The sequence below is a fragment of the Kitasatospora sp. NPDC043949 genome, from assembly GCF_056435365.1.
The window spans coordinates 53,354-76,890 of record NZ_JBWKEQ010000002.1 but is presented as its reverse complement, the minus strand read 5'-3'; the positions used below and the strand labels follow the sequence as shown (position 1 = coordinate 76,890).

The window sequence follows — 23,537 nt, the reverse complement described above, 5'->3', positions numbered from 1 at the left end:
CACCTCCACCCCCCCCCCCCCCCCCCCCCGTCGGCCCCCCCCCCCCCCCCCCCCCCCCCCCCCCGTGGTCCGCCGCCGCGGGACACCGGACGAACCGTCCCGAAGGCTCCGTGTTCACCCTCCGGCAGCGAAACGACGGTCCGCGAAAATCATTGCGCGAAAAGCTCCTCACGCCCGCGGGCACCGCTGTAGATTGCAGCGAACTCAGCGGTGAGGCACTACTGTTGCCAGTGGTTCGTAGTGGTGCACATGGTCCGGGACCAGCGTGTCCCACGGTCGGGCGGGGGCTGCCACCGGGCTGAGATCTGGCTCAAATCCGCAGGTCATCCGTACCGCATAAGGAGCATCCCGTGACCGATGCCGCGTTGAAGGACGAGTCGCAGCGGCCTGCCGAACCAGCCGTGCTGGACGACGTTCCGGGCTGGTTCTGGGAGCATGACCGGCACTCGTTCGACTGGTTCATGGGACGGCAGGAGAAGACCGGGGTCACCGGCGACCTGCTGGAGATGGGTGCGTACCTGGGCCGCAGCGCGATCGTGATCGGCGAGCACCTCCAGCCCGGCGAGTCCTTCACCGTCTGTGACCTCTTCGACTCGGACGCGCCGGACGACGAGAACGCGGCCGAGATGGACATCTCCTACCGGAAGTCGCTGACCCGCTCGGCCTTCGAGGTCAACTACCTCGCCTTCCACGAGGAACTGCCGGAGATAATCCAGGCCCCGACCTCCGTCCTGGCCGGCGGGCGGATCGCGGCGGGCACGTTCCGCTTCATCCACATCGACGCCTCGCACCTGTACGAGCACGTCGTGGGCGACCTCCAGGTGGCCCGGGTCGCGCTCCAGGACCAGGGTGTCGTCGTCCTGGACGACTACCGCTCGCAGCACACCCCGGGCGTGGCCGCCGCGACCTGGGGCGCGGTCTTCAACCACGGGCTCAAGCCGATCATGTTGACCGAGTGCAAGTTCTACGGCACCTGGGGGGATCCGGAGCCGTTCCAGCGCGACCTGCTCGACCGGGTGGACCTCGCCGAGGGCTGCTACCTCAGCTCCGAGACCCTGAACGGGCAGCAGGTGCTCCGGATGACCGGAAGCTCGGACGGGATCGACGCGTTCCGCCCCTCCCGCCACCACCGGCGGCTGACCTCCGAGGCGGCCCGGAACGAGGCCTCGCAGTCCCGCCGGGCGGCCCAGGAGGCCCAGGAGGAGGCCGCCCGCGACCTCGCCGCCCGCCGGGCCCGCGCCGCCGAACTGCGCCGCCCGGCCAATGTCGCCAAGCGCGCCGCCCGCGACCTGCTCCCCCCGGTCGTCACCGCCGTCATCCGCCGCGCCCGCCGCGGCTGACGGCCGCCCCCCGACGGCCGACGGGTCCGACCGGGACCCGGCACCCCGCCCCGTCCTGTCCCATCCGGCCCCCGTCAACGCCGAAGGGCCGGTCGACGACTCGACCGACCCTTCGGCGTTGCACGCTCCCTCAGGCCCGCGAGGCCTCCCGCGGCTCCCGCCCGGAGCCCGCAGGGCCGTCGGCGCCCTCGCCGGCCGCGGCCTCCTCGGCCAGCTCGCGCCGGACGGCGGCCAGGGACGGGTTGGCCCAGGCGCTGGCGACGCCCCAGTGGTAGAAGGCCAGCGCGATGGCCGCGACGACCAGCAGGTCCCAGCCCTCGGGCAGGTAGCCCTGGCCACCGAAGTCGGTGCTGCCGGCCCAGGAGACACCGGCCATCACGAACAGGTACGCGACCATCCAGGCGCCCGCCTTCAGGTGCGGCTTCAGCTCGGCCCACGGCTTGCGCAGCTCGTACCAGGCCCAGATCGGCAGACCGGCGGCCATCAGCAGGATGACCTTGCCGGTGAGCGGCCAGCGGGCCCAGTACAGGACCAGCGAGCCGAACACCATCGCCACGGGGGCGATGACCGGCATGGCCCGCAGCCGGACCGGCCGGGGCAGGTCCGGGGCGAGGCGGCGCAGTGCCATCACGGCGACCGGGCCGGTGACGTACGAGATCACGGTGGCGACCGAGACGATCTCGGCCAGCGAGCCCCAGCCGCGGAAGACCGCGAGGAACAGGAAGGCGACCACCAGGTTGAGCACCAGGGCCGGGCGCGGGATGCCGGTCTTGGCGTCGACCTTGCCGAAGATCTTCGGCAGGTGGCCGTTCTCCTGCACGCCGTGGATCATGCGCGAGGTGGTGGCGGCGTAGATCATGCCGGTGCCGCTGGGGGAGACGAAGGCGTCCGCGTACAGCAGCAGGGCGAGCCAGTTGAGGCCCCAGACCATCGCGAGGTCGGCGAGCGGCGAGGTGTAGGCGAGGCTGCTCCAGCCGTGCGACAGGTCGGCGGCCGGGATGGCACCGAGGAAGGCGATCTGCAGCGCGACGTAGATCACCAGGGCGATCAGGATCGAGCCGATGACGGCCTTGGGCAGCGACTTGCCGGGGTTGCGGGCCTCGCCGGCCAGGTTGAGCGGGGACTGGAAGCCGTTGAAGGCCCAGACGATGCCGGACACCGCGACGGCGGTGAACACGGCGCTCCAGCCGTTCGGCGCGAAGCCGCCGTGGTCGGTGAAGTGGGCGGTGTCGAAGTGGGCGAACAGCAGCGCGCCGGCGGTCAGGGTCGGGACGATGACCTTGAAGACGGTGATCGCCGTGTTGGTCTTGGCGAACATCGTGATGGCGAACCAGTTGAGGACGAAGTAGCCGACCAGCAGCACGCTGGCCAGTGCCACCCCGCTCAGGGTGAGTTCCTTGCCGTTGTACAGCCCCTGCGCCCAGCCGAAGTGCCAGGAGCTCATGTACTGGACGGAGGCGGTGGCCTCGCCGGGGATGACCGAGACGATGGCGATCCAGTTGGCCCAGGCGGCGAGGTAGCCGGCCAGCGAGCCGTGCGAGTACTGGCCGTACCGGACCATGCCGCCGGCCTTGGGGAACATCGACCCGAGCTCGCTGTAGGTGAGCGCGATGGTCAGTGCCACCGCGGCCCCGATCACCCAGGCCAGGATCGACGCGGGGCCGGCCAGCCGGGCGGCGCGCTCGGCGCCGAACAGCCACCCGGATCCGATGATGGATCCGAGCCCCACGGCGGTCAGGCTGATGGTGCCGAGCGATCGCCGGTAGTTCTGATGTGATGCCGTCGGAGACTCTGGCTCACTCAACGTATCGGTCCTCTCGCTCGGGGTTTCATCGGGTGGTGTCGTGGTTTTTGTGCTGGTTTCCGGACAAACGGAGACAGCCTATGGGGCCAAAAGGGGCGAATACCTCAAGGGAAGCTCAAACTGTCCGATCGTTGCCATCTCGTGTCCGCTTTCCGGGTCACGACAGCCGCAGAAGTCGCCTGGGTCACAGCGGTTGCGGGGGGTCGCGAGCGCCGCGGCGGCCACCCGGTCCGCAGGGAGAATCCGGGAGAACCCGCGAGAACCCGTGGACGGCGGCGGCGCGCCGGGAAAAAGAAATTCCCCGCGGGTTCCTTTCGGATCCCACGGGGAATTCGGTTGTGTCCGAGGGGGGACTTGAACCCCCACGCCCGATAAAGGGCACTAGCACCTCAAGCTAGCGCGTCTGCCATTCCGCCACCCGGACAGGGTGTGTGCTTCGGGGTTTTTCTCGCCCCCTCGGCGACAGAGAGAACATTACCAGGGTTCTGGAGTGCTTCTCACCTGCGTTTCCCCGGGTGGGGGGACGTCCGGGTCGGCAGGGGTGGTCGGGCTGGTTGGGATGGGTCGCCACGGTGCGCGAACCCCGGCCGAAGTGGTGGCGAGCGCGAAGGAAACGGTCGACCCCGGCGGTGGCTGCGGTCCGTTCCGGCCGGAAGCGGTCCGACACGGGCAAGTTGTCGACGGTGCCACGGTCCCGTCGGTGCCTCTCCTAGCCTCTGTGGATCGAGGGCGCCATGAGCGGAACGCCTGATTCCCGGGTCGCGGACACCCCCGGGTCGCGGACGAAGGGCGGCTGGACGTGGAGCAGATCAGCGGGGCGGCGAAGGCCGAGCCGAGACGCGCCGGGCCGGAGCGCGCACGCGCCGAGCCGAGACGCGCCGGGCCGGAACGCGCACCCGCCGGACCGGTCGAGGGCGTGTGGCGCTTCCCGGTGCCGGCCGAGGAGGCCTCGGTGCCGCTGACCCGGCACGCGGTCCGTGACCGCCTGCTGGCCCAGGGGATGGCCGGGGTGCGCTACCAGGAGCTGGTGGACGACGTGCTGCTGATCGTCTCGGAGCTGGTGAGCAACGCGGTGACGCACGCGGCGAAGCTGTCGCCGGAGGTGACGACCGAGCTGGCGGTCCGCCGGGGCTGGGTCCGGGTGTCGGTCGAGGACGGTGACCCGTACCGGCCGAAGGCGCTGGAGAGCGACACCGGGCGGACCGGCGGCCGCGGCCTGCTGCTGGTGAAGAGCGTGACGTTGCAGGCCGGCGGGGTGTGCGACGTGGAGCGGACGGGGGAGGGCGGCAAGGTCATCTGGGCCTCGCTGCCCGTCCCCCCGGAGACCGACGACTGAGCGCCGCGGGCCCGCCGACCGGTCCCGCCCGCCTACCAGTCCCGCCCGGCGATCTCCCGGATCCCCGGCAGCGCCGCCTCGAAGACCGTCTCGAACCACACCGAGAACGGCCGCTCGGCGCGCAGTTCCCGCAGCTCCTGCGCGGTCACGAAGGCGTAGTCGTCCACCTCGTCGGGGTTGGGCTCGACGGGCGCGGTCACCAGCCCGACGAACAGGTGGTTCCACTCCCGCTCGATCAGCCCGGAGGCCTCGTCCGGCAGGTCGTAACGGACCGTGCCCGCCTCGCAGAGCAGCGCCGGCGCGATGCCGAGTTCCTCGGCGGTGCGGCGGGCGGCGGCGACGAACGGCGGCTCGTCCGGGTACGGGTGGCCGCAGCAGGTGTTCGACCAGACGCCGGGGGAGTGGTACTTGCCGAGCGCCCGCCGCTGGAGCAGCAGCCGCCCCTGGCGGTCGAAGAGGAACACCGAGAACGCGCGGTGCAGGCGGCCGGGCTGCTGGTGTGCCCAGAGCTTCTCGGCGGTGCCGGTGGTGACGCCCTCGTCGTCGACCAGTTCCAGCAGGATCTCGGGACCGGCGCCGGCGGTCCCGGTCGAGGCCCCCGGGGCGACCGTCACGTCCGTCTCGACGTCGAGACCGGTGTCGATCTCGGAGTCGAAGTGTGTCGGGTTGGTCGGCAGGCTCTGGGGCATGGGGCCTCTTTCGGGAGGGGGGGAGCAACGGAAGCATCGGGGTACGTCCGGTACACCGGGTGCAGCGGACGCAGCGGGGGCACCGGCGCCGGCGTCGGGCTCCAGTCTGCCGTATGGGTGGCGGTGGGTACGGGTCCCACGCACAACCGGGCGGATCATGACCGTCGGCAGGTCGATTCCGGGCAGAGATGGGCCCGATACGTTCCCGGAAGGGTCATCGGAATAGCAGGACTGTTCGGTATCCGTTCCCCTCGCGTTCGATCGTTGCCTCGCCCGCGCGTTCGATCACTCCTTCGCCACCCTCCCGTCACCTCGCAGCCCCCGGCCGCGTTCGGGCCGGCCGCCCGGGTCGCCTACCATCGCTTACGGCACGGTGCCCGCACTCGCGGCGGCACCGGCGCGCCGATTCGCGGCCCGGCCGGACGGAAAGCCGGTGCCCCGGCACCCCGCGCGCACCGCCCCGCGCACCGCACGACGGATCAGGAGACCCCGCATGATCGGCCTCGTTCTGGCAGCCGGCGCCGGCCGCCGGCTGCGCCCGTACACCGACACCCTGCCCAAGGCGCTGGTGCCGGTCGACGGGGAGCGGACCGTGCTGGACCTCACCCTCGGCAACTTCGCCGAGGTCGGCATCCGCGAGGCGGCGATCGTCGTCGGCTACCGCAAGGAGGCGGTGTACGACCGCAAGGACGCCCTGGAGAGCAAGTACGGCGTCAAGCTCCACCTGGTCGAGAACGACAAGGCCGAGGAGTGGAACAACGCGTACTCGCTCTGGTGCGCCCGCGAGCTCTTCGCCGAGGGCCTGCTGCTGGCCAACGGCGACACCGTGCACCCGGCGTCCGTGCAGCGCACCATGCTGGAGGGCAACCGGCGCCTCGTCGAGGCCGGCACCGCCCCCGGCATCCTGCTGGCCCTCGACACGGTGAAGAAGCTCGCTGACGAGGAGATGAAGGTCGTCGTCGACCCGGCCGCCGGCATGCGCCGCATCACCAAGCTGATGGACCCGACCGAGGCCACCGGCGAGTACATCGGCGTCACCGTGATCAACCCCGCCGCCGCCGTCGACCTGACCGACGCGCTGCGCGCCACCTACGAGCGCGACCCGCAGCTGTACTACGAGGACGGCTACCAGGAGATGGTCAACCGCGGCCTGCGGATCGACGTGCAGCCGATCGGCGAGGTCTCCTGGGTCGAGGTCGACAACCACGACGACCTGGCGAAGGCGCGGGAGATCGCGTGCCAGTACTGACCCGGCTGGTTCCGTCGCCGCTGTTCGTCGAGGTCCGCCCGGGCGCGCTGGACGCGCTCGGCGGCATCCTCGCCGACCAGCGGCTGTCCGCCTCGGGCCGGATCGCGGTGGCGATCAGCAACGGCTCGGGAGCGGCGATGCGCCGGCGCCTGGAGCCGGCCCTGCCCGGCGCCGACTGGTACAACGTGGACGACGGCAGCCTGGACAGCGCGGTGCGCCTGGCCGAGTCGGTGCGCGGCGGGCACTACGACGCGATGGTCGGCCTCGGCGGTGGCAAGATCATCGACGCCGCCAAGTACGCCGCCGCCCGGGTCGGACTGCCGCTGGTCGCGGTCGCCACCAACCTGGCCCACGACGGCATCTGTTCGCCGGTCTCCACGCTCGACAACGACGCCGGCCGCGGCTCCTACGGGGTGCCCAGCCCGATCGGCATCATCGTCGACCTGGATGTGATCCGGCAGGCCCCGCCGCGTTTCGTGGCAGCCGGCATCGGCGACGTGGTCTCCAACATCTCCGCCTGCGCGGACTGGGAGTTGTCGCACGCGGTCACCGGCGAGCCGGTGGACGGCCTGGCCGTGGCGATGGCCCGCTCGGCCGGCGAGAACCTGCTGCGGCACCCAGGTAACACTCAGGATCAGGACCTCCTCACGGCCCTCGCGGAAGCCCTGGTACTGTCCGGCATCGCGATGAACATCGCGGGCAGCACCCGGCCTTCCTCGGGCGCCTGCCACGAGATCTCGCATGCCCTGGACGTGCTGTACCCCAAGCGTTCCGCCCAGCACGGCGAACAGGTCGGCCTCGGCGCCGCGTTCGCCAGCTTCCTGCGGGGCGAGCGCGAGCTGACCGGTCTGATCGTGGAGCGCCTGGCGAGCCACGGGCTGCCGGTGACCGCAGCTCAGATCGGCTTCACCGAGGCGGAGTTCACCGACGCGGTGCACTACGCTCCGAACACCCGCCCGGGGCGCTTCACCATCCTTGAGCACCTCGACCTCTCCCCCTCAGCAATCAGGGACGCGTACGCCGACTATGTCCAAGCCGTCAACAGCTGACCCCTCCACCGCGGGCGCCGAGCGGCCCCCGGTGGACCTGACCCGCCGGCCCTCGATCGAGGAACTGCGCGCGGTGATCCACCCGGAGGGCATGCTCCAGCGCCGCAGCGCCGAGCACTGGGCCGGGCGCCTGTACATGCGGCGGATCTCGCTGCGGATCACCCGCGTGCTCTCCACCGTGACGGCGATCACGCCGAACGGCCTGACGTACCTGATGATGTTCACCGGCGTCCTGGCCGGCGCCGCGCTGGTCGTGCCGGGCATCGCGGGCGCGGTCCTGGGGGCCCTGCTGATCCAGGTCTACCTGCTGCTGGACTGCGTGGACGGCGAGGTGGCCCGCTGGCGCCGGCAGACCTCGCTCACCGGCGTCTACCTGGACCGGGTCGGCCACTACATGTCCGAGGCGGCCCTGCTCACGGGGCTGGGCCTGCGCGCCACCGACCTGCTGCACCGCGAGGGCGGCGGCTCGCACTGGGAGTGGGCGTTCCTGGGCACGCTGGCCGCGCTCGGCGCGATCCTGATCAAGTCCGAGACGGACCTGGTGGACGTGGCCCGGGCCCGCAGCGGCCTGACGGCGGTCGAGGACAGCGCCTCGGTGCCGCGCTCGTCCTCGGTGGCCAAGGCCCGCCGGGCGGCCTCCTTCCTGAAGTTCCACCGACTGGTCGGTGCGGTCGAGGCCTCGCTGCTGATCCTCGCGGCCGGGATCGCCGACGCCGTCCACGGCGGGCTGTTCTTCACCCGGGTCGCGGTGGTGGCGCTGGCGGCGATCGCCATGCTGCAGACCGTGCTGCACCTGCTGAGCATCGTCCTCTCCAGCAGGCTGCGATGAGCGCCCCGACCAGCGCGGAGAGCTTCCGCCTCGGAGCCGTCATCATTACCATGGGCAACCGCCCCGAGGAACTGGCCGCCCTGATCGAATCGGTGCGCGCCCAGGAGGGCGCGGCGGTCGAGCTGGCCGTGGTGGGCCAGGGCGCCCAGCTGCCGCCGCTGCCGGAGGGCGTGCGCAGCGTCGAGCTGCCGGAGAACCTCGGCATCCCGGGCGGGCGCAACGTCGGCATCGAGCTGTTCGGCCGCGACGGCCGGGACGTGGACGCCGTCCTCTTCCTGGACGACGACGGGCACCTGCCGCGCACCGACTCGGCCCGCCTGCTGCGCGAGGCCTTCACCGCCGACCCGGAGCTGGGCATCGTGGCCTTCCGGATCGCCGACCCCGACACCGGCGTGACCCAGCGCCGGCACGTCCCCCGGCTGCGCGCCAGCGACCCGCTGCGCTCGTCCCGGGTGACCACCTTCCTGGGTGGCGCGACCGCCGTGCGCTGCGCGGTGTTCGAGCAGGCCGGGCAGCTGCCCGCAGAGTTCTTCTACGCCCACGAGGAGACCGACCTCGCGTGGCGCGCGGCGGACGCCGGCTGGGCCATCGACTACCGCGCGGACGTGGTGCTGCACCACCCGACGACCTCGCCCGCCCGGCACGCCACCTACTTCCACAACATTGCCCGTAACAGGGTTTGGCTCGCCAGACGGAACCTTCCGGCCCTGTTGGTGCCTCTCTATCTGGGAACCTGGTTCCTGCTGACCCTGGCCCGCCGCCCCTCCTCGGAGGCGCTGAAGGCCTGGTGGGGCGGGTTCCGGGCGGGCTGGCGCGAACCCTGCGGTCCGCGGCGGCCCATGCGATGGCGTACCGTTTGGCGATTGACCAGGCTGGGCCGGCCACCGGTCATCTGATCGAATGATCGATCGCTGCGGCCGGTGACCACACACCGGCCGGACTCTCCCCGTGATCCAGTGGATCCCCATCGGCGCAAGGCCGGCGGACCCCCGTCGACCGGCCGCCCCGACCGATCCCGCGTGAAGGACGAATGTGTCGACAGTGAGTGAACCCGTCAGCCTCTCATCCCCCAGGGGGGTGGACGCGGGCCTGACCCCCAAGCAGCTTGCGGACAAGTACGGCCTGGCCGTGAGCGGCAGGCGGCCCGGCCTGATCTCCTACACCAAGCAGCTCTGGGCCCGGCGCCACTTCATCTGGGCCTTCGCCACCGCCCGCCTGGTGGCCCAGTACACCGACGCCAAGCTCGGCCAGCTGTGGCAGGTCGTGACGCCGCTGCTGAACTGCGCGGTGTTCTACCTGGTCTTCGGTGTGATCCTGAAGAGCAAGGACAACTTCCCGCCGGACACCTACATCGCCTGGCTCTGCATCGGCGTCTTCGTCTTCCAGTTCACCCAGAACGCGGTGCAGTCCGGCACCCGGGCGATCGCCGACAACCTCGGGCTGATCCGGGCGCTGCACTTCCCCCGGGCCTCGCTGCCGATCGCGTTCACCGTGATCCAGCTCCAGCAGCTGCTGATCTCGATGGTGGTGCTGGTCGGCACCGTGCTGGTCAGCGGCATCAAGCCGGGCCGGACCTGGCTGCTGATCATCCCGGCCCTGCTGCTGCAGATGATGTTCAACACGGGCATCGCCCTGGTCATGGCGCGGCTCGGCTCCAAGACCAGCGACATCTCCCAGCTGATCCCCTTCGTGATGCGGGCCTGGATGTTCCTGTCCGGCGTGATGTTCAGCATCGAGGACAAGATCAAGGAATGGCCGGACTACATCCAGACGCTGATGTCCCTCAACCCGGCGTCGGTCTACATGGACCTGCTCCGGCACGCCTTCGCGCCGATCATCTACAACCCGCACCAGCCCCAGCACCAGGTACTTCCGCACCACCAGTGGACCTACGCCATCGGGTGGGCGGTCGTGATGTTCGTGATCGGATACGTCTTCTTCTGGAAGGCCGAGGAGGAGTACGGCCGTGGCTGACGTCGAACTGAGCAAGCTGGACACCATCCGGGACGCGGACGTCGCCCGCGAGCCCACCGTCGTCGTCGACGACGTGCACATCGTCTACCGGGTGCACGGCGCCGGCTCCGGCAAGGGCAGCGCCACCTCGGCGCTGAGCCGCATCATCAGCCGCAAGCGCTCCGCGGGCGTGCGCGAGGTGCACGCCGTGCGCGGCGTCAGCTTCACCGCCTACAAGGGCGAGGCGATCGGCCTGATCGGCTCCAACGGCTCCGGCAAGTCGACCATGCTGGCCGCGATCGCGGGCCTGCTGCCGACCGAGAAGGGCGGCATCTACACCAACGGCCAGCCCTCGCTGCTGGGCGTGAACGCGGCGCTGATGAACGAGCTCACCGGTGAGCGCAACGTCATCCTCGGCTGCCTGGCGATGGGCATGGCGCCGGCCGACGTGCGCAGCCGCTACCAGGACATCGTCGAGTTCTCCGGCATCAACGAGAAGGGCGACTTCATCTCGCTGCCGATGCGCACGTACTCCTCCGGCATGGGCGCTCGCCTGCGCTTCGCCATCGCCGCCGCGAAGACCCACGACGTGCTGCTGATCGACGAGGCGCTGGCCACCGGCGACCAGGCGTTCCAGCAGCGCAGCAAGAAGCGGATCGACGAACTGCGCAAGTCCGCCGGTACGGTCTTCCTGGTCAGCCACGACAACAGCTCGATCCGCGAGGTCTGCGAGCGGACGATCTGGATCGAGGCCGGCGAGCTGATCATGGACGGCCCGACCGAAGAGGTCGTCGGCCGCTACGAGCGCGGCGAGCGCCCGTAGCAGCAGGCCGTCCAGGGGGCCGGTTCCGGGGTTTCCGGGGCCGGCCCCCTGTTCGTGCGCCCCCGCCGGTACCCCGGGTGGCCCGCCGCCGCGGGGGTGAGCGCCCCCGTGCGCCGGGCGGGGCGCTCTTCTCCGGCGCGCCCCGTGGTGTCAGGCTGTATGCGCGGGGGCGGTGTGCCGGAGGTGGCGCCCCCGCTCGGACGCGTGTCCGAGTCGGGCCGGTGATGCCCAGCGGTGTAGAACGGGGGAGTGACAGCAGTGTCGGCTTCGGCCCAGCCCAGAGATACGTCGGTGAACCGCTCCGCGGGGGAGACCCTGGACAAGGCGGGCGCGGAGAACTTCCCGGTCGCCCCGTTCTTCCTGCCCGCGGCCTGGCGCGACGACCTGATGGCCGTCTACGGCTACGCCCGGCTGGTCGACGACGCCGGCGACGGCGACCTGGCCGATCCGGCCGCCACCGCCGCCCTGCTCGGGGTCGAGGCCACGCCTCCCGCCACCCCTTCGGCCCAGTCCGGCCCGCCGACTCCGCGGCAGGTCGCCTTCCGCCTCGCACTGCTGGACGGACTGGAGCACGATCTCGACCGGGTCTTCGAGGCGGCGTTCCACCCGGGAGCCGCCGAGGGCCCCCGCCACCCGCTGCTGCGCAGCCTCGTGCCGCTGGTCGACCGGCACGGGCTCACCCCGGAGCCGTTCCGCCGCCTGATCGAGGCCAACCGGGTGGACCAGACCACCACCCGCTACGCCGGCTACGACGACCTGATCGGCTACTGCACCCTCTCCGCCGACCCGGTCGGCCGCCTGGTGCTGGCCATCGCCGGCGTCTCCACCCCCGAGCGGATCGAGCTGTCCGACGCGATCTGCAGCGCCCTCCAGGTGGTCGAACACCTTCAGGACGTCGCCGAGGACCTCGCCCACGGGCGGATCTACCTCCCCGCCGAGGACCTCGCCCGGTTCGGCGTCACCGAGGCGGACCTCGCCGCTCCCACCGCCGGCGGCCCGGTGCGCGAGCTGATCGCCTTCGAGGTGCAGCGGGCCCGCACCCTGCTCGACCGCGGCGCGCCATTGGTAGGTACGGTTCGGGGGAGGCTTCGACTGCTCCTGGCGGGATTCACCGCCGGCGGGTACGCGGCCCTGGCGGCCATCGAGGACGCCGGGTACGACGTGCTCGCGCAGCAGGCGAAGCCTGACAAGCGCCGCCTCGCAGCGAAGGCGGCGGCCATCTTCGCGAAGGGAAGGTGAACGCCCGAGTGGCGGCATCACCACTGGCGTCGGCCCAGGTCATGGCGGCGTACCGGTACTGCGAGGCAGTCACCGGACTTCAGGCACGCAACTTCAGCTACGGCATCCGGTTGCTGCCCGAACCCAAGCGGCTGGCCATGTCGGCCCTGTACGCCCTGGCCCGCCGGGTCGACGACATCGGCGACGGGGACCTCCCGTCCGACCGCAAGGCCGAGGCGCTGGTGCGCACCCGGGAACTGGTGGACGAGGTCCGCGCCGGGGCGGTCGCCGAGGACGACACTGACCCGATCAAGGTCGCCCTGGCCGACGCGGCCCGGCGCTTCCCGATCCCGCTCGGCGGCTTCGACGAACTGATCGACGGCGTCGAGATGGACCTCAAGGGCGCCGAGTACCAGACCTACGAGGAACTGAAGGTCTACTGCCGCTGCGTGGCCGGCTCGGTCGGCCGGCTCTCGCTCGGCGTGTACGGCTGCGACGACCCCGAGCGCGGCGCGGGCTACGCGGACACCCTGGGCCTGGCCCTGCAGCTCACCAACATCCTGCGCGACCTGCGCGAGGACGCCCTGAACGGCCGCACCTACCTGCCCGCCGAGGACCTGGCCCGGTTCGGCTGCGAGCAGGGCTTCGCGCTGCCCAGGCCGCCGGTCGGCGCCGACTTCACCGGCCTGGTGGCCTTCGAGGCCGCCCGCGCCCAGGCCGCCTTCGAGGAGGGCCTGCGGCTGCTGCCCATGCTCGACCGCCGCAGCCGGGCCTGCACCGCCGCGATGGCGGGGATCTACCACCGGCTGCTCGGCCGGATCGCCGCCGACCCCGAGTCCGTACTGCGCGGCCGGGTCTCGCTGCCGGGCTGGGAGAAGGCGTACGTCGCGCTTTCCGGGCTCGCCGGGGGGCGTTCTTGATTCTCACCGCAGTTCTGTCACGCTGTGTCAGCGGGGAATCACAAGCGGGCAGGGCAGTGTTGACCACGACCGGGCCGGTCACGAGCGTGCCGGCCGGAGCGACCGCCGCAGGGCGGTCCAGCAATCGCGAGGGGGAGGGCCGATGACCGGGCGAGCCGATGCCGCGCGCCCGGCCGCCGTGGTGGTCGGCGGCGGCCTGGCCGGGATCACCGCCGCGCTGCGGCTGGCCGAGGCCGACCACCGGGTCACGCTGGTCGAGGGGCGGCCCAGGCTCGGCGGGCTGGCGTTCTCCTTCCAGCGCGGCGAGCTGACCGTCGACAACGGCCAGCACGTGTACCTGCGCTGCTGCACCGCCTACCGCGGCCTGCTGGAGCGGCTCGGCGCCGCCCGGCTGGTCCACCTGCAGGACCGGCTGGACGTCCCGGTGCTCTCCGTCTCCGGGCCGGACGCGGCCCCGGTGCGCACCCTCGGGCGGCTGCGCCGGGCCGGCCTGCCCGTCCCGCTGCACCTGGCCGGCAGCCTCGCCCGCTACCCGCACCTCGGGCCGGCCGACCGCGCCCGGGTGGTCCGCGGCGCGCTGGCGCTCCAGGGCCTGGACCTCGCCGACCCGGCACTGGACGAGATCTCCTTCGGCGAGTGGCTGCGCCGCAACGGGCAGAACGCGAACACCCTCGCCGCGCTCTGGGACCTGGTCGGCGTCGCCACCCTGAACGCCCGGGCCGACCAGGTGTCGCTGGCGCTGGCGGCGATGGTCTTCAAGACCGGCCTGCTCTCCGACCCGGGCGCCTCCGACATCGGCACGGCCGCCGTCCCGCTCGGCGTGATCCACCACGACCGGGCGCTCGCCGAGCTGGAACGCGCCGGCGTGAAGGTGCTGCTGCGCGCCCGCGTCGCGGAGCTCAAGCCGGCGGTGCCCCAGCACGCCGTCCATCTGGAAGGCGACGCGGAGCCGCTCGCCGCCGAGACCGTCGTGCTGGCCGGCGCCCAGGACAGCGCGGCCGCCCTGCTGCCCCCGAACGCCCTCCCCGGCCAGGACCGGCTGGCCGACTTCGGCACCGCGCCGATCCTCAACGTGCACGTGGTCTACGACCGCAAGGTGCTGCGGCGGCCGTTCTTCGCCGCCCTCGGCTCCCCGGTGCAGTGGGTCTTCGACCGCACCGCGCACTCCGGCCTGGCCGGCACCGGGCTCGGCCGGGCCCACCCCGGAGCCCAGTACCTGGCGCTCTCGCAGTCCGCCGTCCAGGACGAGATCGACCTGCCGGTCGCCGAGCTGCGCCGCCGGTACCTGCCGGAGCTGGCACGGCTGCTCCCGGCCGCCGCCGGGGCCGAGGTGCTGGACTTCTTCGTCACCCGTGAGCGCACCGCCACCTTCGACCCGGCGCCCGGCAGCGCGCTGCTGCGCCCGTCGGCCCGCACGGACGTCCCCGGCCTCTTGCTGGCCGGCGCGTGGACGGCCACCGGCTGGCCCGCGACCATGGAGGGGGCCGTGCGCAGCGGCCACGCCGCGGCCGACGCGGCGCTCGCCGCGGCCGGCAGCCGGCTCCCGGTGGATCGGGGCGACGGGAGGTGGCCCCGGTGACGGCGGGCGCCGCCGGGGACCCCGCCAGAGCCGGCGGGCCTCCCGTCGACCGCGGCGGGAACGACACCGGCCGCACCGGCGGCACTGACAGCGGTGACACCGGCACCAGCCGCACCGACCCGAGCCGCATCGACACCGGCCGCACCGACACCGGCCACATCGACACCAGCCGCACCGACAGCGCAAGCACCCGGCAGCCCCGGGCGGTCCGGCACCACGAGGGAGAGGGAACGCACGTGGAGTCACGCACCGGCAGCGCCGTCGGAGGCACGGCGCACGCCGAACCGGTCTCGGTGCCGGAGCTGCTGGCCCGCAGCCGCACGCTCTGCACCCCGCCGCTACGGTCCGCCGTCGCCCGTTTGGCCGCACCGATGGACACCGTCGCCGCGTACCACTTCGGCTGGATCGACCGGGACGGCACTCCGTCCAAGGGCGACGGCGGCAAGGCCGTGCGCCCCGCCCTGGCCCTGCTCTCCGCCCGGGCCACCGGCGCCGCCGCCGAGGTCGGCGTGCCGGGCGGGGTCGCGGTTGAACTGGTGCACAACTTCTCCCTGCTCCATGATGATCTGATGGACGGTGACGAGACCCGGCGGCACCGGGCCACCGCCTGGACGGTCTTCGGTCCGGCTCAGGCGATCCTGGTCGGCGACGCCCTGGCGACGCTCGGCACGGAGGTGCTGCTCGACGCCGCGGTGCCCGGCGGTACGAGCCCCACCGACGCCGCGCGGGCCGTCCGGCTGCTCACCACGGCGACCCGCCGACTGATCGACGGCCAGGCCATGGACGTCGCCTTCGAACAGCGCGACAGCGTCACCGTCGCCGAGTGCCTGGAGATGGAGGGCGGCAAGACCGCGGCGCTGCTGGCGGCCGCCTCGGCGATCGGCGCCGTCCTGGCCGGGGCCGACGACAAGGTCTCCGAACCGCTCGAGCGCTACGGCCACCACCTGGGCCTGGCCTTCCAGGCGGTGGACGACCTGCTCGGCATCTGGGGCGCCACCGAGGTCACCGGCAAGCCGCACTGGGGCGATCTGCGCCAGCGCAAGAAGTCCCTGCCGGTCGCCGCCGCGTTGGCCGAGGGCGGCGCGGCCTCGCGCCGGCTCGCCGAGCAGCTGGCCGACCCGAAGGGCCGCGGCGAGGAGGGCGAGCCCGAGCTCGCCGCCCGGGCCGCGCTGATCGAAGAGGCCGGCGGCCGCGCCTGGACCCAGGAGGAAGCCCGCCGCCAGCACACGACTGCCCTCGCCGCCCTGGACGAGGTGCCCATGTCCGACGAGGTGCGCGAGCACTTCGTCGCACTCGCCGAATTCGTGGTGGTACGAGAGAGGTGACGTTACGTTGACAGCAACCGCGGACGGCCGGCTCGACCCTGAGTACGATTCCGAGCCGGTCGCGGTGGGCGACCGCCCCCCGACCCTGCTGGGCGCCGGGCGGTGGCAGCCCGAAGACACCGACCAGCTCCGGCCGGCCGGTGAGGCGGACCTCGGAGCGGCCGACGCGCAGGAGGCCCTGGCCCGTGCCACCACCCACCTGCTCTCGCTGCAGAGCTCCGAGGGCTGGTGGAAGGGCGACCTGGAGACCAACGTCACGATGGACGCCGAGGACTTACTGCTGCGGCAGTTCCTCGGGATCCGGACCGAGGACCAGACCAAGGCCACCGCCGAGTGGATCCGGTCCCAGCAACGGGAGGACGGCACCTGGGCCACCTTCCACGGAGGGCCGGCCGAACTGTCCACCACCGTCGAGGCGTACGTCGCCCTCAAACTCGCCGGCGACGACCCCGAGGCCCCGCACATGGTGGCCGCCGCGCGGTACGTCCGCTCCGCCGGGGGCATCGCGGCCGCCCGGGTCTTCACCCGGATCTGGCTCGCGCTCTTCGGCTGGTGGCCGTGGGAACGGCTCCCCGAGATGCCGCCCGAGATCATCTTCCTGCCCAAGTGGCTGCCGCTGAACATCTACGCCTTCGGCTGCTGGGCCCGCCAGACCATCGTCCCGCTGACCGTCGTCTCGGCCCACCGCCCCGTCCGTCCGGCGCCCTTCCCGCTCACCGAGCTGCACACCGACCCGGACCACCCCTACCCCGACCGGCCGCTCGCCCCCGCCACCAGCTGGGACGGCCTCTTCGAGCGCCTCGACAAGGTCCTGCACGCCTACCACCACCGGGCCCTGCGCCCGCTGCGCCGGCTCGCCGTCTCGCAGGCCTGCCGCTGGATCGTCGAACGGCAGGAGGCCGACGGCTGCTGGGGCGGCATCCAGCCGCCGGCCGTGTACTCGCTGATCGCCCTGCACCTGGAGGGCTACGAGCTGGAGCACCCGGTGATGAAGGCCGGACTCTCCTCCTTCGACCGCTTCACCGTGCACACCGAGGACGGCCGCCGCTGGCTGGAGGCCTGCCAGTCCCCGGTCTGGGACACCTGCCTGGCCACCATCGCGCTGGTCGACGCCGGGCTGCCGGCCGACCACCCGGCGCTGGTCTCGGCCGTCGACTGGATGCTCGGCGAGGAGATCCGCAAGGACGGCGACTGGTCCGTCCAGCGGCCCTCGCTGGCCCCCGGCGGCTGGGCCTTCGAGTTCGAGAACGACACCTACCCCGACATCGACGACACCGCCGAGGTGGTGCTCGCGCTGGGCCGGGTCGACCACCCCGACCCGGCCAAGGTCGATGCGGCGATGGACCGCGGCGTGCTCTGGAACCTCGGCATGCAGTCCAAGAACGGGGCCTGGGGCGCCTTCGACGTCGACAACACCAGCACGCTGCCCAACAAGCTGCCGTTCTGCGACTTCGGCGAGGTGGTCGACCCGCCGTCCGCCGACGTCACCGCCCACGTGGTGGAGATGCTCGCCGAGACCGGCCGGGCCCGCGACCGGCGCACCCGGCGCGGCGTCGAGTGGCTGCTGCACAACCAGGAGGCGGACGGCTCCTGGTTCGGCCGCTGGGGCACCAACTACATCTACGGCACCGGCTCGGTGCTGCCCGCCCTGGTCGCGGCCGGCGTCCCGGACGAGCACCCGGCGATCCGGCGGGCCGTCCGCTGGCTGGAGGACCGGCAGAACACCGACGGCGGCTGGGGCGAGGACATGCGCTCCTACGAGGACCCGGCCCGCTGGGCCGGGCGCGGCGACTCCACCGCCTCGCAGACCGCGTGGGCGCTGATGGCGCTGCTCGCGGCCGGGGAGGGCCCGGACGGCCGGGCCAACCCGGCGGTGGAACGCGGCGTGGACTGGCTGGTGCGCACCCAGCTGCCCGAGGGCACCTGGGACGAGCCGCAGTTCACCGGCACCGGCTTCCCGTGGGACTTCTCCATCAACTACCACCTGTACCGGTTGGTCTTCCCGGTCACCGCGCTCGGCCGCTACCTGCACGGCAGCCCCGCCTTCGGCGGCAGGAACGGCGACACCCCGGCGATCGGGGCGGCGCGGTGACCACCGCACCGCTGCTGGTGCTCTGCGCGCTGGGCCCCGAGGTCTGGGCGCTGCGCGGCGGCGACTGGCGCGGCGCGGCCGGCGGGCCGCCGGTGCTGGTGCGCACCGGCATGGGCCGGCGGCGGGCCGCGCTGACCGTCCGCCGGCTGCTCGGCTCCGCCCCCGGCGGCTACGGCGCGGTCGTGGTGGCCGGCTTCGGCGCCGCGGTCGGCCCGGGCGTGCTGCCGGGCGACATCGTGGTCGCCGACGGCGTGCGCGACGCGGAGGGGCACCTGTACCCCGTCGACTCCGGACCGGAGCTCGCCAGGGCCCTCAAGGAGCTCGGCCTGACCGCGCACGCCGGGGTGCACCACACCGCCGACCACGTCGTCCGCGGCCTCGAACGGCGGGCCCTGCACCTCCAGGGCGCGCTCGCCGTCGACATGGAGGCCGCCGCCGTGCTGGCCGCGCTGCGGGAACGGCGGCCGACGCTGCCCGCCGCCGTCCTGCGGGTGGTCGTGGACACCCCCGAGCGCGAACTGCTGCGGCTCGGAACCCTCCCGGCGGGGGTGCGTGCCTGGCGGACCCTGCGGGCGGCGGTACCCGCCCTGGTCGACTGGTACCGGCAGGAGTCCCGGCCCGGCCCCGCGGACCTGAACCACCCCACATCCTCGACGCTCCCCCAGGAGGCGAGCTAGCCATGGCCATGCCGTTGCGCCAGACCGTGCGGGTCGGCACCTACCTCATGCAGCAGAAGCTGCTCAAGCGCCGGGACAAGTTCCCGCTGATCGTCGAACTGGAGCCGCTGTTCGCCTGCAACCTCGCCTGTGAGGGCTGTGGCAAGATCCAGCACCCGGCGGGTGTGCTGAAGCAGCGGATGCCGGTGGCCCAGGCGGTCGGCGCGGTCCTGGAGTCGGGTGCCCCGATGGTCTCGATCGCCGGCGGCGAGCCACTGATGCACCCGCAGATCGACGAGATCGTCCGCCAGCTCGTCGAGCGCCGCAAGTACGTCTTCCTCTGCACCAACGCGCTGCTGATGCGCAAGAAGATGGACAAGTTCAAGCCCTCGCCGTACTTCACCTTCGCCGTGCACATCGACGGCATGCGCGAGCGGCACGACGAGTCGGTGGCCAAGGAGGGCACCTTCGACGAGGCGGTGGCGGCGATCAAGGAGGCCAAGCGGCGCGGCTTCCGGGTCACCACCAACAGCACCTTCTTCAACACCGACACCCCGCAGACCATCATCGAGGTGCTGGACTTCCTCAACGACGAGCTCAAGGTCGACGAGATGATGATCTCCCCGGCCTACGCCTACGAGAAGGCCCCCGACCAGGAGCACTTCCTCGGCGTCGACCAGACCCGGGAGCTCTTCCGCAAGGCCTTCGCCGGCGGCAACCGGAGCCGCTGGCGGCTCAACCACAGCCCGCTCTTCCTGGACTTCCTGGAGGGCAAGGCCGACTTCGAGTGCACCCCCTGGGGCATCCCCAACTACTCGCTGTTCGGCTGGCAGCGGCCCTGCTACCTGATGGCCGACGGCTACGTGCCCACCTACCGCGAACTCGTCGAGAAGACCGACTGGAGCAAGTACGGCCGCGGCAAGGACCCGCGCTGCGCCAACTGCATGGCGCACTGCGGCTACGAGCCGACCGCCGTACTCGCCACCATGGGCTCGCTCAAGGAGTCGCTGCGCGCCATCACCGAGACCATCGGCGCCAACCGCGGCCACTGAGCCGGTCGTTCGACCGCGCCACCGCTCCCGAGGACACCCCGTCCGGCCCGGGCCCCGCGCCCGGGCCGGCCCCGCTCCCGCCGGGCGGCGGCACCACCGCACCACTCCGAGTCGTGAGGTGTACCCATGTCACTGCTCTCCAGCGTCACGTCCCCGGCCGAACTGCGAAAGCTTCCGGCGGTCGAACTCCCGCTGCTCGCCGACGAGATCCGCGCGTTCCTGATCGACGCCGTCACCCGCACCGGCGGACACCTCGGGCCCAACCTCGGCGTGGTCGAGCTGACCATCGCCCTGCACCGGGTCTTCGACTCCCCGTACGACCGGATCGTCTTCGACACCGGTCACCAGAGCTACGTCCACAAACTGCTCACCGGCCGCCAGGACTTCTCCCGGCTGCGGATGAAGGGCGGGCTCTCCGGCTACCCCTCGCGCGGCGAGTCCGAACACGACCTGGTCGAGAACTCGCACGCCTCCACCGCCCTGTCCTACGCCGACGGCCTCGCCAAGGCCGCCCGACTGCTCGGCCAGCACGACCGGCACACCGTCGCGGTGATCGGCGACGGCGCGCTCACCGGCGGGCTCGCCTGGGAGGCGCTCAACAACATCGCCGAGGCCCGCGACCGGCCGCTGGTCATCGTCGTCAACGACAACGAGCGCTCCTACGCCAGGACCATCGGCGGCCTCGCCAACCACCTGGCCACCCTGCGTACCACCCAGGGGTACGAACGCTTCCTCGCCCTCGGCAAGGGCGCGCTGCAGCGCACCCCGCTCGTCGGCCAGCCGATCTTCGACGCGCTGCACGGGGCCAAGAAGGGCTTCAAGGACGCCTTCGCGCCACAGGGCATGTTCGAGGACCTCGGGCTGAAGTACCTCGGGCCGATCGACGGCCACGACCTCGGCGCCGTCGAACAGGCGCTGCGCCAGGCGCGCAACTTCGGCGGCCCCGTCATCGTGCACTGCCTCACCGTCAAGGGACGCGGCTACCGGCCCGCCGAACAGGACGAGGCCGACCGCTTCCACGCCGTCAACCCGATCGACCCGTACACCTGCCTGCCGATCTCGCCCAGCGGCGGAGTGTCCTGGACCTCGGTGTTCGGCGACGAGCTGGTCGCGCTCGGAGCCGAGCGGCCCGACCTGGTGGCGATCACCGCGGCCATGCTCCAACCGGTGGGCCTGGCCCGCTTCGCCAAGGCCTTCCCGGAACGCACCTTCGACGTCGGCATCGCCGAGCAGCACGCCGTCACCTCCGCCGCCGGCCTCGCCACCGGCGGCCTGCACCCGGTCGTCGCCGTCTACGCGACCTTCCTGAACCGGGCCTTCGACCAGGTCCTGATGGACGTCGCCCTGCACCGGCTCGGTGTCACCTTCGTCCTCGACCGCTCCGGGGTCACCGGCAGCGACGGCGCCTCGCACAACGGCATGTGGGACATGTCGATCCTGCAGGTCGTCCCGGGCCTCAGGCTCGCCGCCCCGCGCGACGCCGACCAGCTGCGGGCCCAGCTGCGCGAGGCCGTCGAGGTCGCGGACGCCCCCACCGTGGTCCGCTTCCCCAAGGCCACCATCGGGCCCGCCGTGCCGGCCGTCGAGCGGATCGGCGGGATGGACGTCCTGCTGCGCACCGGCCGGCCGTCGGAGATCCTCCTGGTCGCGGTCGGCACCACCGCCGCCGCCTGCCTGGACGCCGCCCGGCTGCTGCTCGCCGAGGGCTTCACCGCGACCGTGGTCGACCCCCGCTGGGTCAAACCGGTCGACCCGGCCCTGCCGGAACTGGCCGCCGCCCACCGGCTGGTCGTCACCGTCGAGGACAACGGCCGCACCGGTGGCGTCGGCGCCGCCGTCGCCCAGGCGCTGCGCGACGCCGACGTGGACGTGCCGGTGCGGGTGCTCGGCCTGCCGCAGGAGTTCCTCGGCCACGCCGCCCGCGGGGAGATCCTGGAGGAGACCGGCCTGACCGGCACCGGAGTCGCCGCGCAGACCGCCGTCTTCGCCAAGAACCTGCTACCGAACCGAGGAGCGAACCAGCGCCATGCCGGCTGACCCCGACCGCACCGCCGCCGCCAGCTTCGACCTCGCCGCGCTGATCGCCGAACGCGGCGCCGAGCGGTACGAGCTGCACGGCCGCCACCTCAACCCGCAGCTGCCGCGCATGCTGCACACCATCGGGTTCGACAAGTACTACGAGCGCGCCAAGGGCCCGTACTTCTACGACGCCGAGGGCAACGAGTACCTCGACATGCTGGCCGGCTTCGGCATCTTCGCGCTGGGCCGCCACCACCCGGTCGTGCGGTCGGCGATCCAGCAGGTGATGGACCTCGACCTGCCGGACCTGGTCCGCTTCGACTGCTCGCCGCTGCCCGGGCTGCTCGCCGAGCGGCTGCTCTCGTACGCGCCCGGGCTGGACCGGGTGTTCTTCGGCAACAGCGGCACCGAGGCGGTGGAGACCGCGCTCAAGTTCGCCCGGTACGCCACCGGCCGCAGGCGCGTCCTGTACGCCGACCACGCCTTCCACGGGCTGACCACCGGCTCGCTCTCCGTCAACGGGGAGAGCGGTTTCCGCAAGGGCTTCGACCCGCTATTGCCGGACACCGCCATCCCGCTCGGCGACCTCGGCGCGCTGGCCAAGGAGCTGAGGCGCGGCGATGTCGCGGCCCTGATCGTCGAGCCGATCCAGGGCAAGGGCGTCCTGGCGCCGCCGCCCGGCTGGCTGCGCGCCGCGCAGGCCCTGCTGCACGAGCACAGGGCGCTGCTGATCTGCGACGAGGTGCAGACCGGGATCGGCCGTACCGGCGAGTTCTTCGCCTACCAGCACGAGGAGGGCGTGCTGCCCGACCTGGTCTGCGCGGCCAAGGCGCTCTCCGGCGGCTACGTGCCGGTCGGGGCGACGCTCGGCAAGAGCTGGATCTTCGAGAAGGTGTACTCCTCGATGGACCGGGTGCTGGTGCACTCGGCCAGCTTCGGCGCCAACGCCCAGGCGATGGCGGCCGGACTGGCGACCCTGGAGGTGATGCGCGAGGAGAAGGTGGTGGAGAACGCGCGTCAGGTCGGCGACCAGTTGCGCGAGCGGCTGGCCGCGCTGGTCGACCGGTACGAGCTGCTCGCCGAGGTGCGCGGCCGGGGGCTGATGATCGGCATCGAGTTCGGCCGGCCCAAGTCGCTCAAGCTGCGCACCGGCTGGACGGCCCTGCAAGCCGCGCGCAAGGGGCTGTTCGCCCAGATGGTGGTCGTCCCGCTGCTCCAGCGGCACCGGATCCTGACCCAGGTGTCCGGTGACCACCTGGAGGTGATCAAGCTGATCCCGCCGCTGATCATCACGGAGCGCGACGTCGACCGGTTCGTGGACGCCTTCACCGACATCATGGATGACGCTCACCGGGGGAGCGGGCTGATGTGGGACTTCGGGCGGACGCTGGTGAAGCAGGCGGTCGGCAGCCGCTGAGCCGGTTCCGGGCCGGCTCTGGGTGGGTGCTCGGTGGCGGTGCGGAAGTGTTGCGGAAGTGCCCCGGGAGTGGGGGGGGGGGGGGGGGGGAGTCCCCCCCCCCCGGGGGACAACTGGCCCGGCTCCGTTCGGGGGGGATCGACGGACAAAACGAAAACCAAAGGGGGGAAAAAGGGGGGGAAAACAC

Annotated in this window: 19 protein-coding genes and 1 tRNA gene; 17 read left to right on the top strand and 3 right to left on the bottom strand. The window is 72.4% G+C overall.

Annotation, left to right across the window (positions count from 1 at the left end):
* Positions 1 to 350 precede the first annotated feature (350 nt).
* Positions 351 to 1,340 (top strand): class I SAM-dependent methyltransferase, encoded by a 990-nt coding sequence (locus tag AC07AL_RS02550; protein ID WP_363585861.1) that lies wholly within the window; start codon positions 351 to 353, stop codon positions 1,338 to 1,340.
* Between the two features lie 130 nt (positions 1,341 to 1,470).
* On the opposite strand, the gene AC07AL_RS02545 is transcribed toward AC07AL_RS02550, so the two are convergent.
* Positions 1,471 to 3,144 carry an APC family permease gene (locus AC07AL_RS02545; protein ID WP_363585862.1) on the bottom strand — a complete coding sequence of 558 codons (1,674 nt, stop codon included), beginning with the start codon at positions 3,142 to 3,144 and terminating at the stop codon, positions 1,471 to 1,473.
* Positions 3,145 to 3,483: 339 nt separating this feature from the next.
* A tRNA-Leu gene (locus AC07AL_RS02540) sits at positions 3,484 to 3,568 on the bottom strand.
* A gap of 384 nt (positions 3,569 to 3,952) precedes the next feature.
* On the opposite strand from AC07AL_RS02540, the gene AC07AL_RS02535 reads away from it, so the two are divergent.
* Entirely contained in the window at positions 3,953 to 4,480 is a 528-nt protein-coding gene (locus tag AC07AL_RS02535; protein WP_400805300.1) for an ATP-binding protein, read from the top strand.
* Between the two features lie 32 nt (positions 4,481 to 4,512).
* On the opposite strand, the gene idi is transcribed toward AC07AL_RS02535, so the two are convergent.
* Positions 4,513 to 5,169 carry an isopentenyl-diphosphate Delta-isomerase gene (gene idi / locus AC07AL_RS02530; protein ID WP_350875539.1) on the bottom strand — a complete coding sequence of 219 codons (657 nt, stop codon included), beginning with the start codon at positions 5,167 to 5,169 and terminating at the stop codon, positions 4,513 to 4,515.
* Positions 5,170 to 5,662: 493 nt separating this feature from the next.
* On the opposite strand from idi, the gene AC07AL_RS02525 reads away from it, so the two are divergent.
* From AC07AL_RS02525 to AC07AL_RS02455, 15 genes are all read left to right on the top strand, one after another.
* Positions 5,663 to 6,418: a phosphocholine cytidylyltransferase family protein gene (locus AC07AL_RS02525; RefSeq protein ID WP_363616914.1), complete on the top strand. Its 756-nt coding sequence runs from the start codon at positions 5,663 to 5,665 to the stop codon at positions 6,416 to 6,418.
* Positions 6,406 to 7,467 (top strand): iron-containing alcohol dehydrogenase family protein, encoded by a 1,062-nt coding sequence (locus tag AC07AL_RS02520; protein ID WP_063350092.1) that lies wholly within the window; start codon positions 6,406 to 6,408, stop codon positions 7,465 to 7,467. The genes AC07AL_RS02525 and AC07AL_RS02520 overlap by 13 nt, the downstream gene beginning before the upstream one ends.
* A gap of 91 nt (positions 7,468 to 7,558) precedes the next feature.
* On the top strand, positions 7,559 to 8,296 hold the full coding sequence (locus AC07AL_RS02515; protein WP_363585903.1) for a CDP-alcohol phosphatidyltransferase family protein: 738 nt from the start codon (positions 7,559 to 7,561) through the stop codon (positions 8,294 to 8,296).
* Entirely contained in the window at positions 8,293 to 9,192 is a 900-nt protein-coding gene (locus AC07AL_RS02510; RefSeq protein ID WP_363585863.1) for a glycosyltransferase family 2 protein, read from the top strand. The genes AC07AL_RS02515 and AC07AL_RS02510 overlap by 4 nt, the downstream gene beginning before the upstream one ends.
* A gap of 136 nt (positions 9,193 to 9,328) precedes the next feature.
* Positions 9,329 to 10,270, top strand: a complete 942-nt coding sequence (locus tag AC07AL_RS02505) for an ABC transporter permease (RefSeq protein WP_363585864.1) — start codon at positions 9,329 to 9,331, stop codon at positions 10,268 to 10,270.
* Positions 10,263 to 11,072 carry an ABC transporter ATP-binding protein gene (locus tag AC07AL_RS02500; RefSeq protein WP_350875547.1) on the top strand — a complete coding sequence of 270 codons (810 nt, stop codon included), beginning with the start codon at positions 10,263 to 10,265 and terminating at the stop codon, positions 11,070 to 11,072. The genes AC07AL_RS02505 and AC07AL_RS02500 overlap by 8 nt, the downstream gene beginning before the upstream one ends.
* A gap of 258 nt (positions 11,073 to 11,330) precedes the next feature.
* Positions 11,331 to 12,311: a squalene synthase HpnC gene (hpnC, locus tag AC07AL_RS02495; protein ID WP_478316688.1), complete on the top strand. Its 981-nt coding sequence runs from the start codon at positions 11,331 to 11,333 to the stop codon at positions 12,309 to 12,311.
* Positions 12,312 to 12,352: 41 nt separating this feature from the next.
* Entirely contained in the window at positions 12,353 to 13,210 is an 858-nt protein-coding gene (gene hpnD / locus AC07AL_RS02490; RefSeq protein ID WP_350875695.1) for a presqualene diphosphate synthase HpnD, read from the top strand.
* Positions 13,211 to 13,352: 142 nt separating this feature from the next.
* Complete coding sequence (hpnE, locus tag AC07AL_RS02485) at positions 13,353 to 14,789, top strand: hydroxysqualene dehydroxylase HpnE (RefSeq protein WP_400805235.1); 1,437 nt, start codon at positions 13,353 to 13,355, stop codon at positions 14,787 to 14,789.
* A gap of 236 nt (positions 14,790 to 15,025) precedes the next feature.
* Positions 15,026 to 16,114: a polyprenyl synthetase family protein gene (locus tag AC07AL_RS02480; RefSeq protein ID WP_400805306.1), complete on the top strand. Its 1,089-nt coding sequence runs from the start codon at positions 15,026 to 15,028 to the stop codon at positions 16,112 to 16,114.
* 7 nt (positions 16,115 to 16,121) lie between these two features.
* The gene (gene shc, locus AC07AL_RS02475) at positions 16,122 to 18,206 is read left to right on the top strand and encodes a squalene--hopene cyclase (protein ID WP_363616924.1); all 2,085 of its coding nucleotides are present in this window, start codon (positions 16,122 to 16,124) and stop codon (positions 18,204 to 18,206) included.
* Positions 18,203 to 18,883 (top strand): phosphorylase family protein, encoded by a 681-nt coding sequence (locus AC07AL_RS02470; protein WP_350875555.1) that lies wholly within the window; start codon positions 18,203 to 18,205, stop codon positions 18,881 to 18,883. Before shc ends, AC07AL_RS02470 begins: the two co-directional genes overlap by 4 nt.
* 2 nt (positions 18,884 to 18,885) lie before the next feature.
* A complete protein-coding gene (gene hpnH / locus AC07AL_RS02465; protein WP_063350100.1) occupies positions 18,886 to 19,914 on the top strand; it encodes an adenosyl-hopene transferase HpnH in 1,029 nt (342 codons plus the stop codon).
* A gap of 126 nt (positions 19,915 to 20,040) precedes the next feature.
* A complete protein-coding gene (gene dxs / locus AC07AL_RS02460; RefSeq protein WP_363585868.1) occupies positions 20,041 to 21,951 on the top strand; it encodes a 1-deoxy-D-xylulose-5-phosphate synthase in 1,911 nt (636 codons plus the stop codon).
* Positions 21,941 to 23,350 carry an aspartate aminotransferase family protein gene (locus tag AC07AL_RS02455; protein WP_363631516.1) on the top strand — a complete coding sequence of 470 codons (1,410 nt, stop codon included), beginning with the start codon at positions 21,941 to 21,943 and terminating at the stop codon, positions 23,348 to 23,350. Before dxs ends, AC07AL_RS02455 begins: the two co-directional genes overlap by 11 nt.
* The last annotated feature ends 187 nt before the right edge of the window (positions 23,351 to 23,537 follow it).

Excerpts from the sequence above, each read along its gene's own strand:
- hpnE (WP_400805235.1), top strand. The coding sequence starts at position 13,353 with ATGACCGGGCGAGCCGATGCCGCGCGCCCGGCCGCCGTGGTGGTCGGC.
- dxs (WP_363585868.1), top strand. The coding sequence starts at position 20,041 with ATGTCACTGCTCTCCAGCGTCACGTCCCCGGCCGAACTGCGAAAGCTT.
- idi (WP_350875539.1), bottom strand. The coding sequence starts at position 5,169 with ATGCCCCAGAGCCTGCCGACCAACCCGACACACTTCGACTCCGAGATC.
- AC07AL_RS02510 (WP_363585863.1), top strand. The coding sequence starts at position 8,293 with ATGAGCGCCCCGACCAGCGCGGAGAGCTTCCGCCTCGGAGCCGTCATC.
- AC07AL_RS02455 (WP_363631516.1), top strand. The coding sequence starts at position 21,941 with ATGCCGGCTGACCCCGACCGCACCGCCGCCGCCAGCTTCGACCTCGCC.
- hpnD (WP_350875695.1), top strand. The coding sequence starts at position 12,353 with ATGGCGGCGTACCGGTACTGCGAGGCAGTCACCGGACTTCAGGCACGC.
- AC07AL_RS02525 (WP_363616914.1), top strand. The coding sequence starts at position 5,663 with ATGATCGGCCTCGTTCTGGCAGCCGGCGCCGGCCGCCGGCTGCGCCCG.
- AC07AL_RS02515 (WP_363585903.1), top strand. The coding sequence starts at position 7,559 with ATGCTCCAGCGCCGCAGCGCCGAGCACTGGGCCGGGCGCCTGTACATG.
- hpnH (WP_063350100.1), top strand. The coding sequence starts at position 18,886 with ATGGCCATGCCGTTGCGCCAGACCGTGCGGGTCGGCACCTACCTCATG.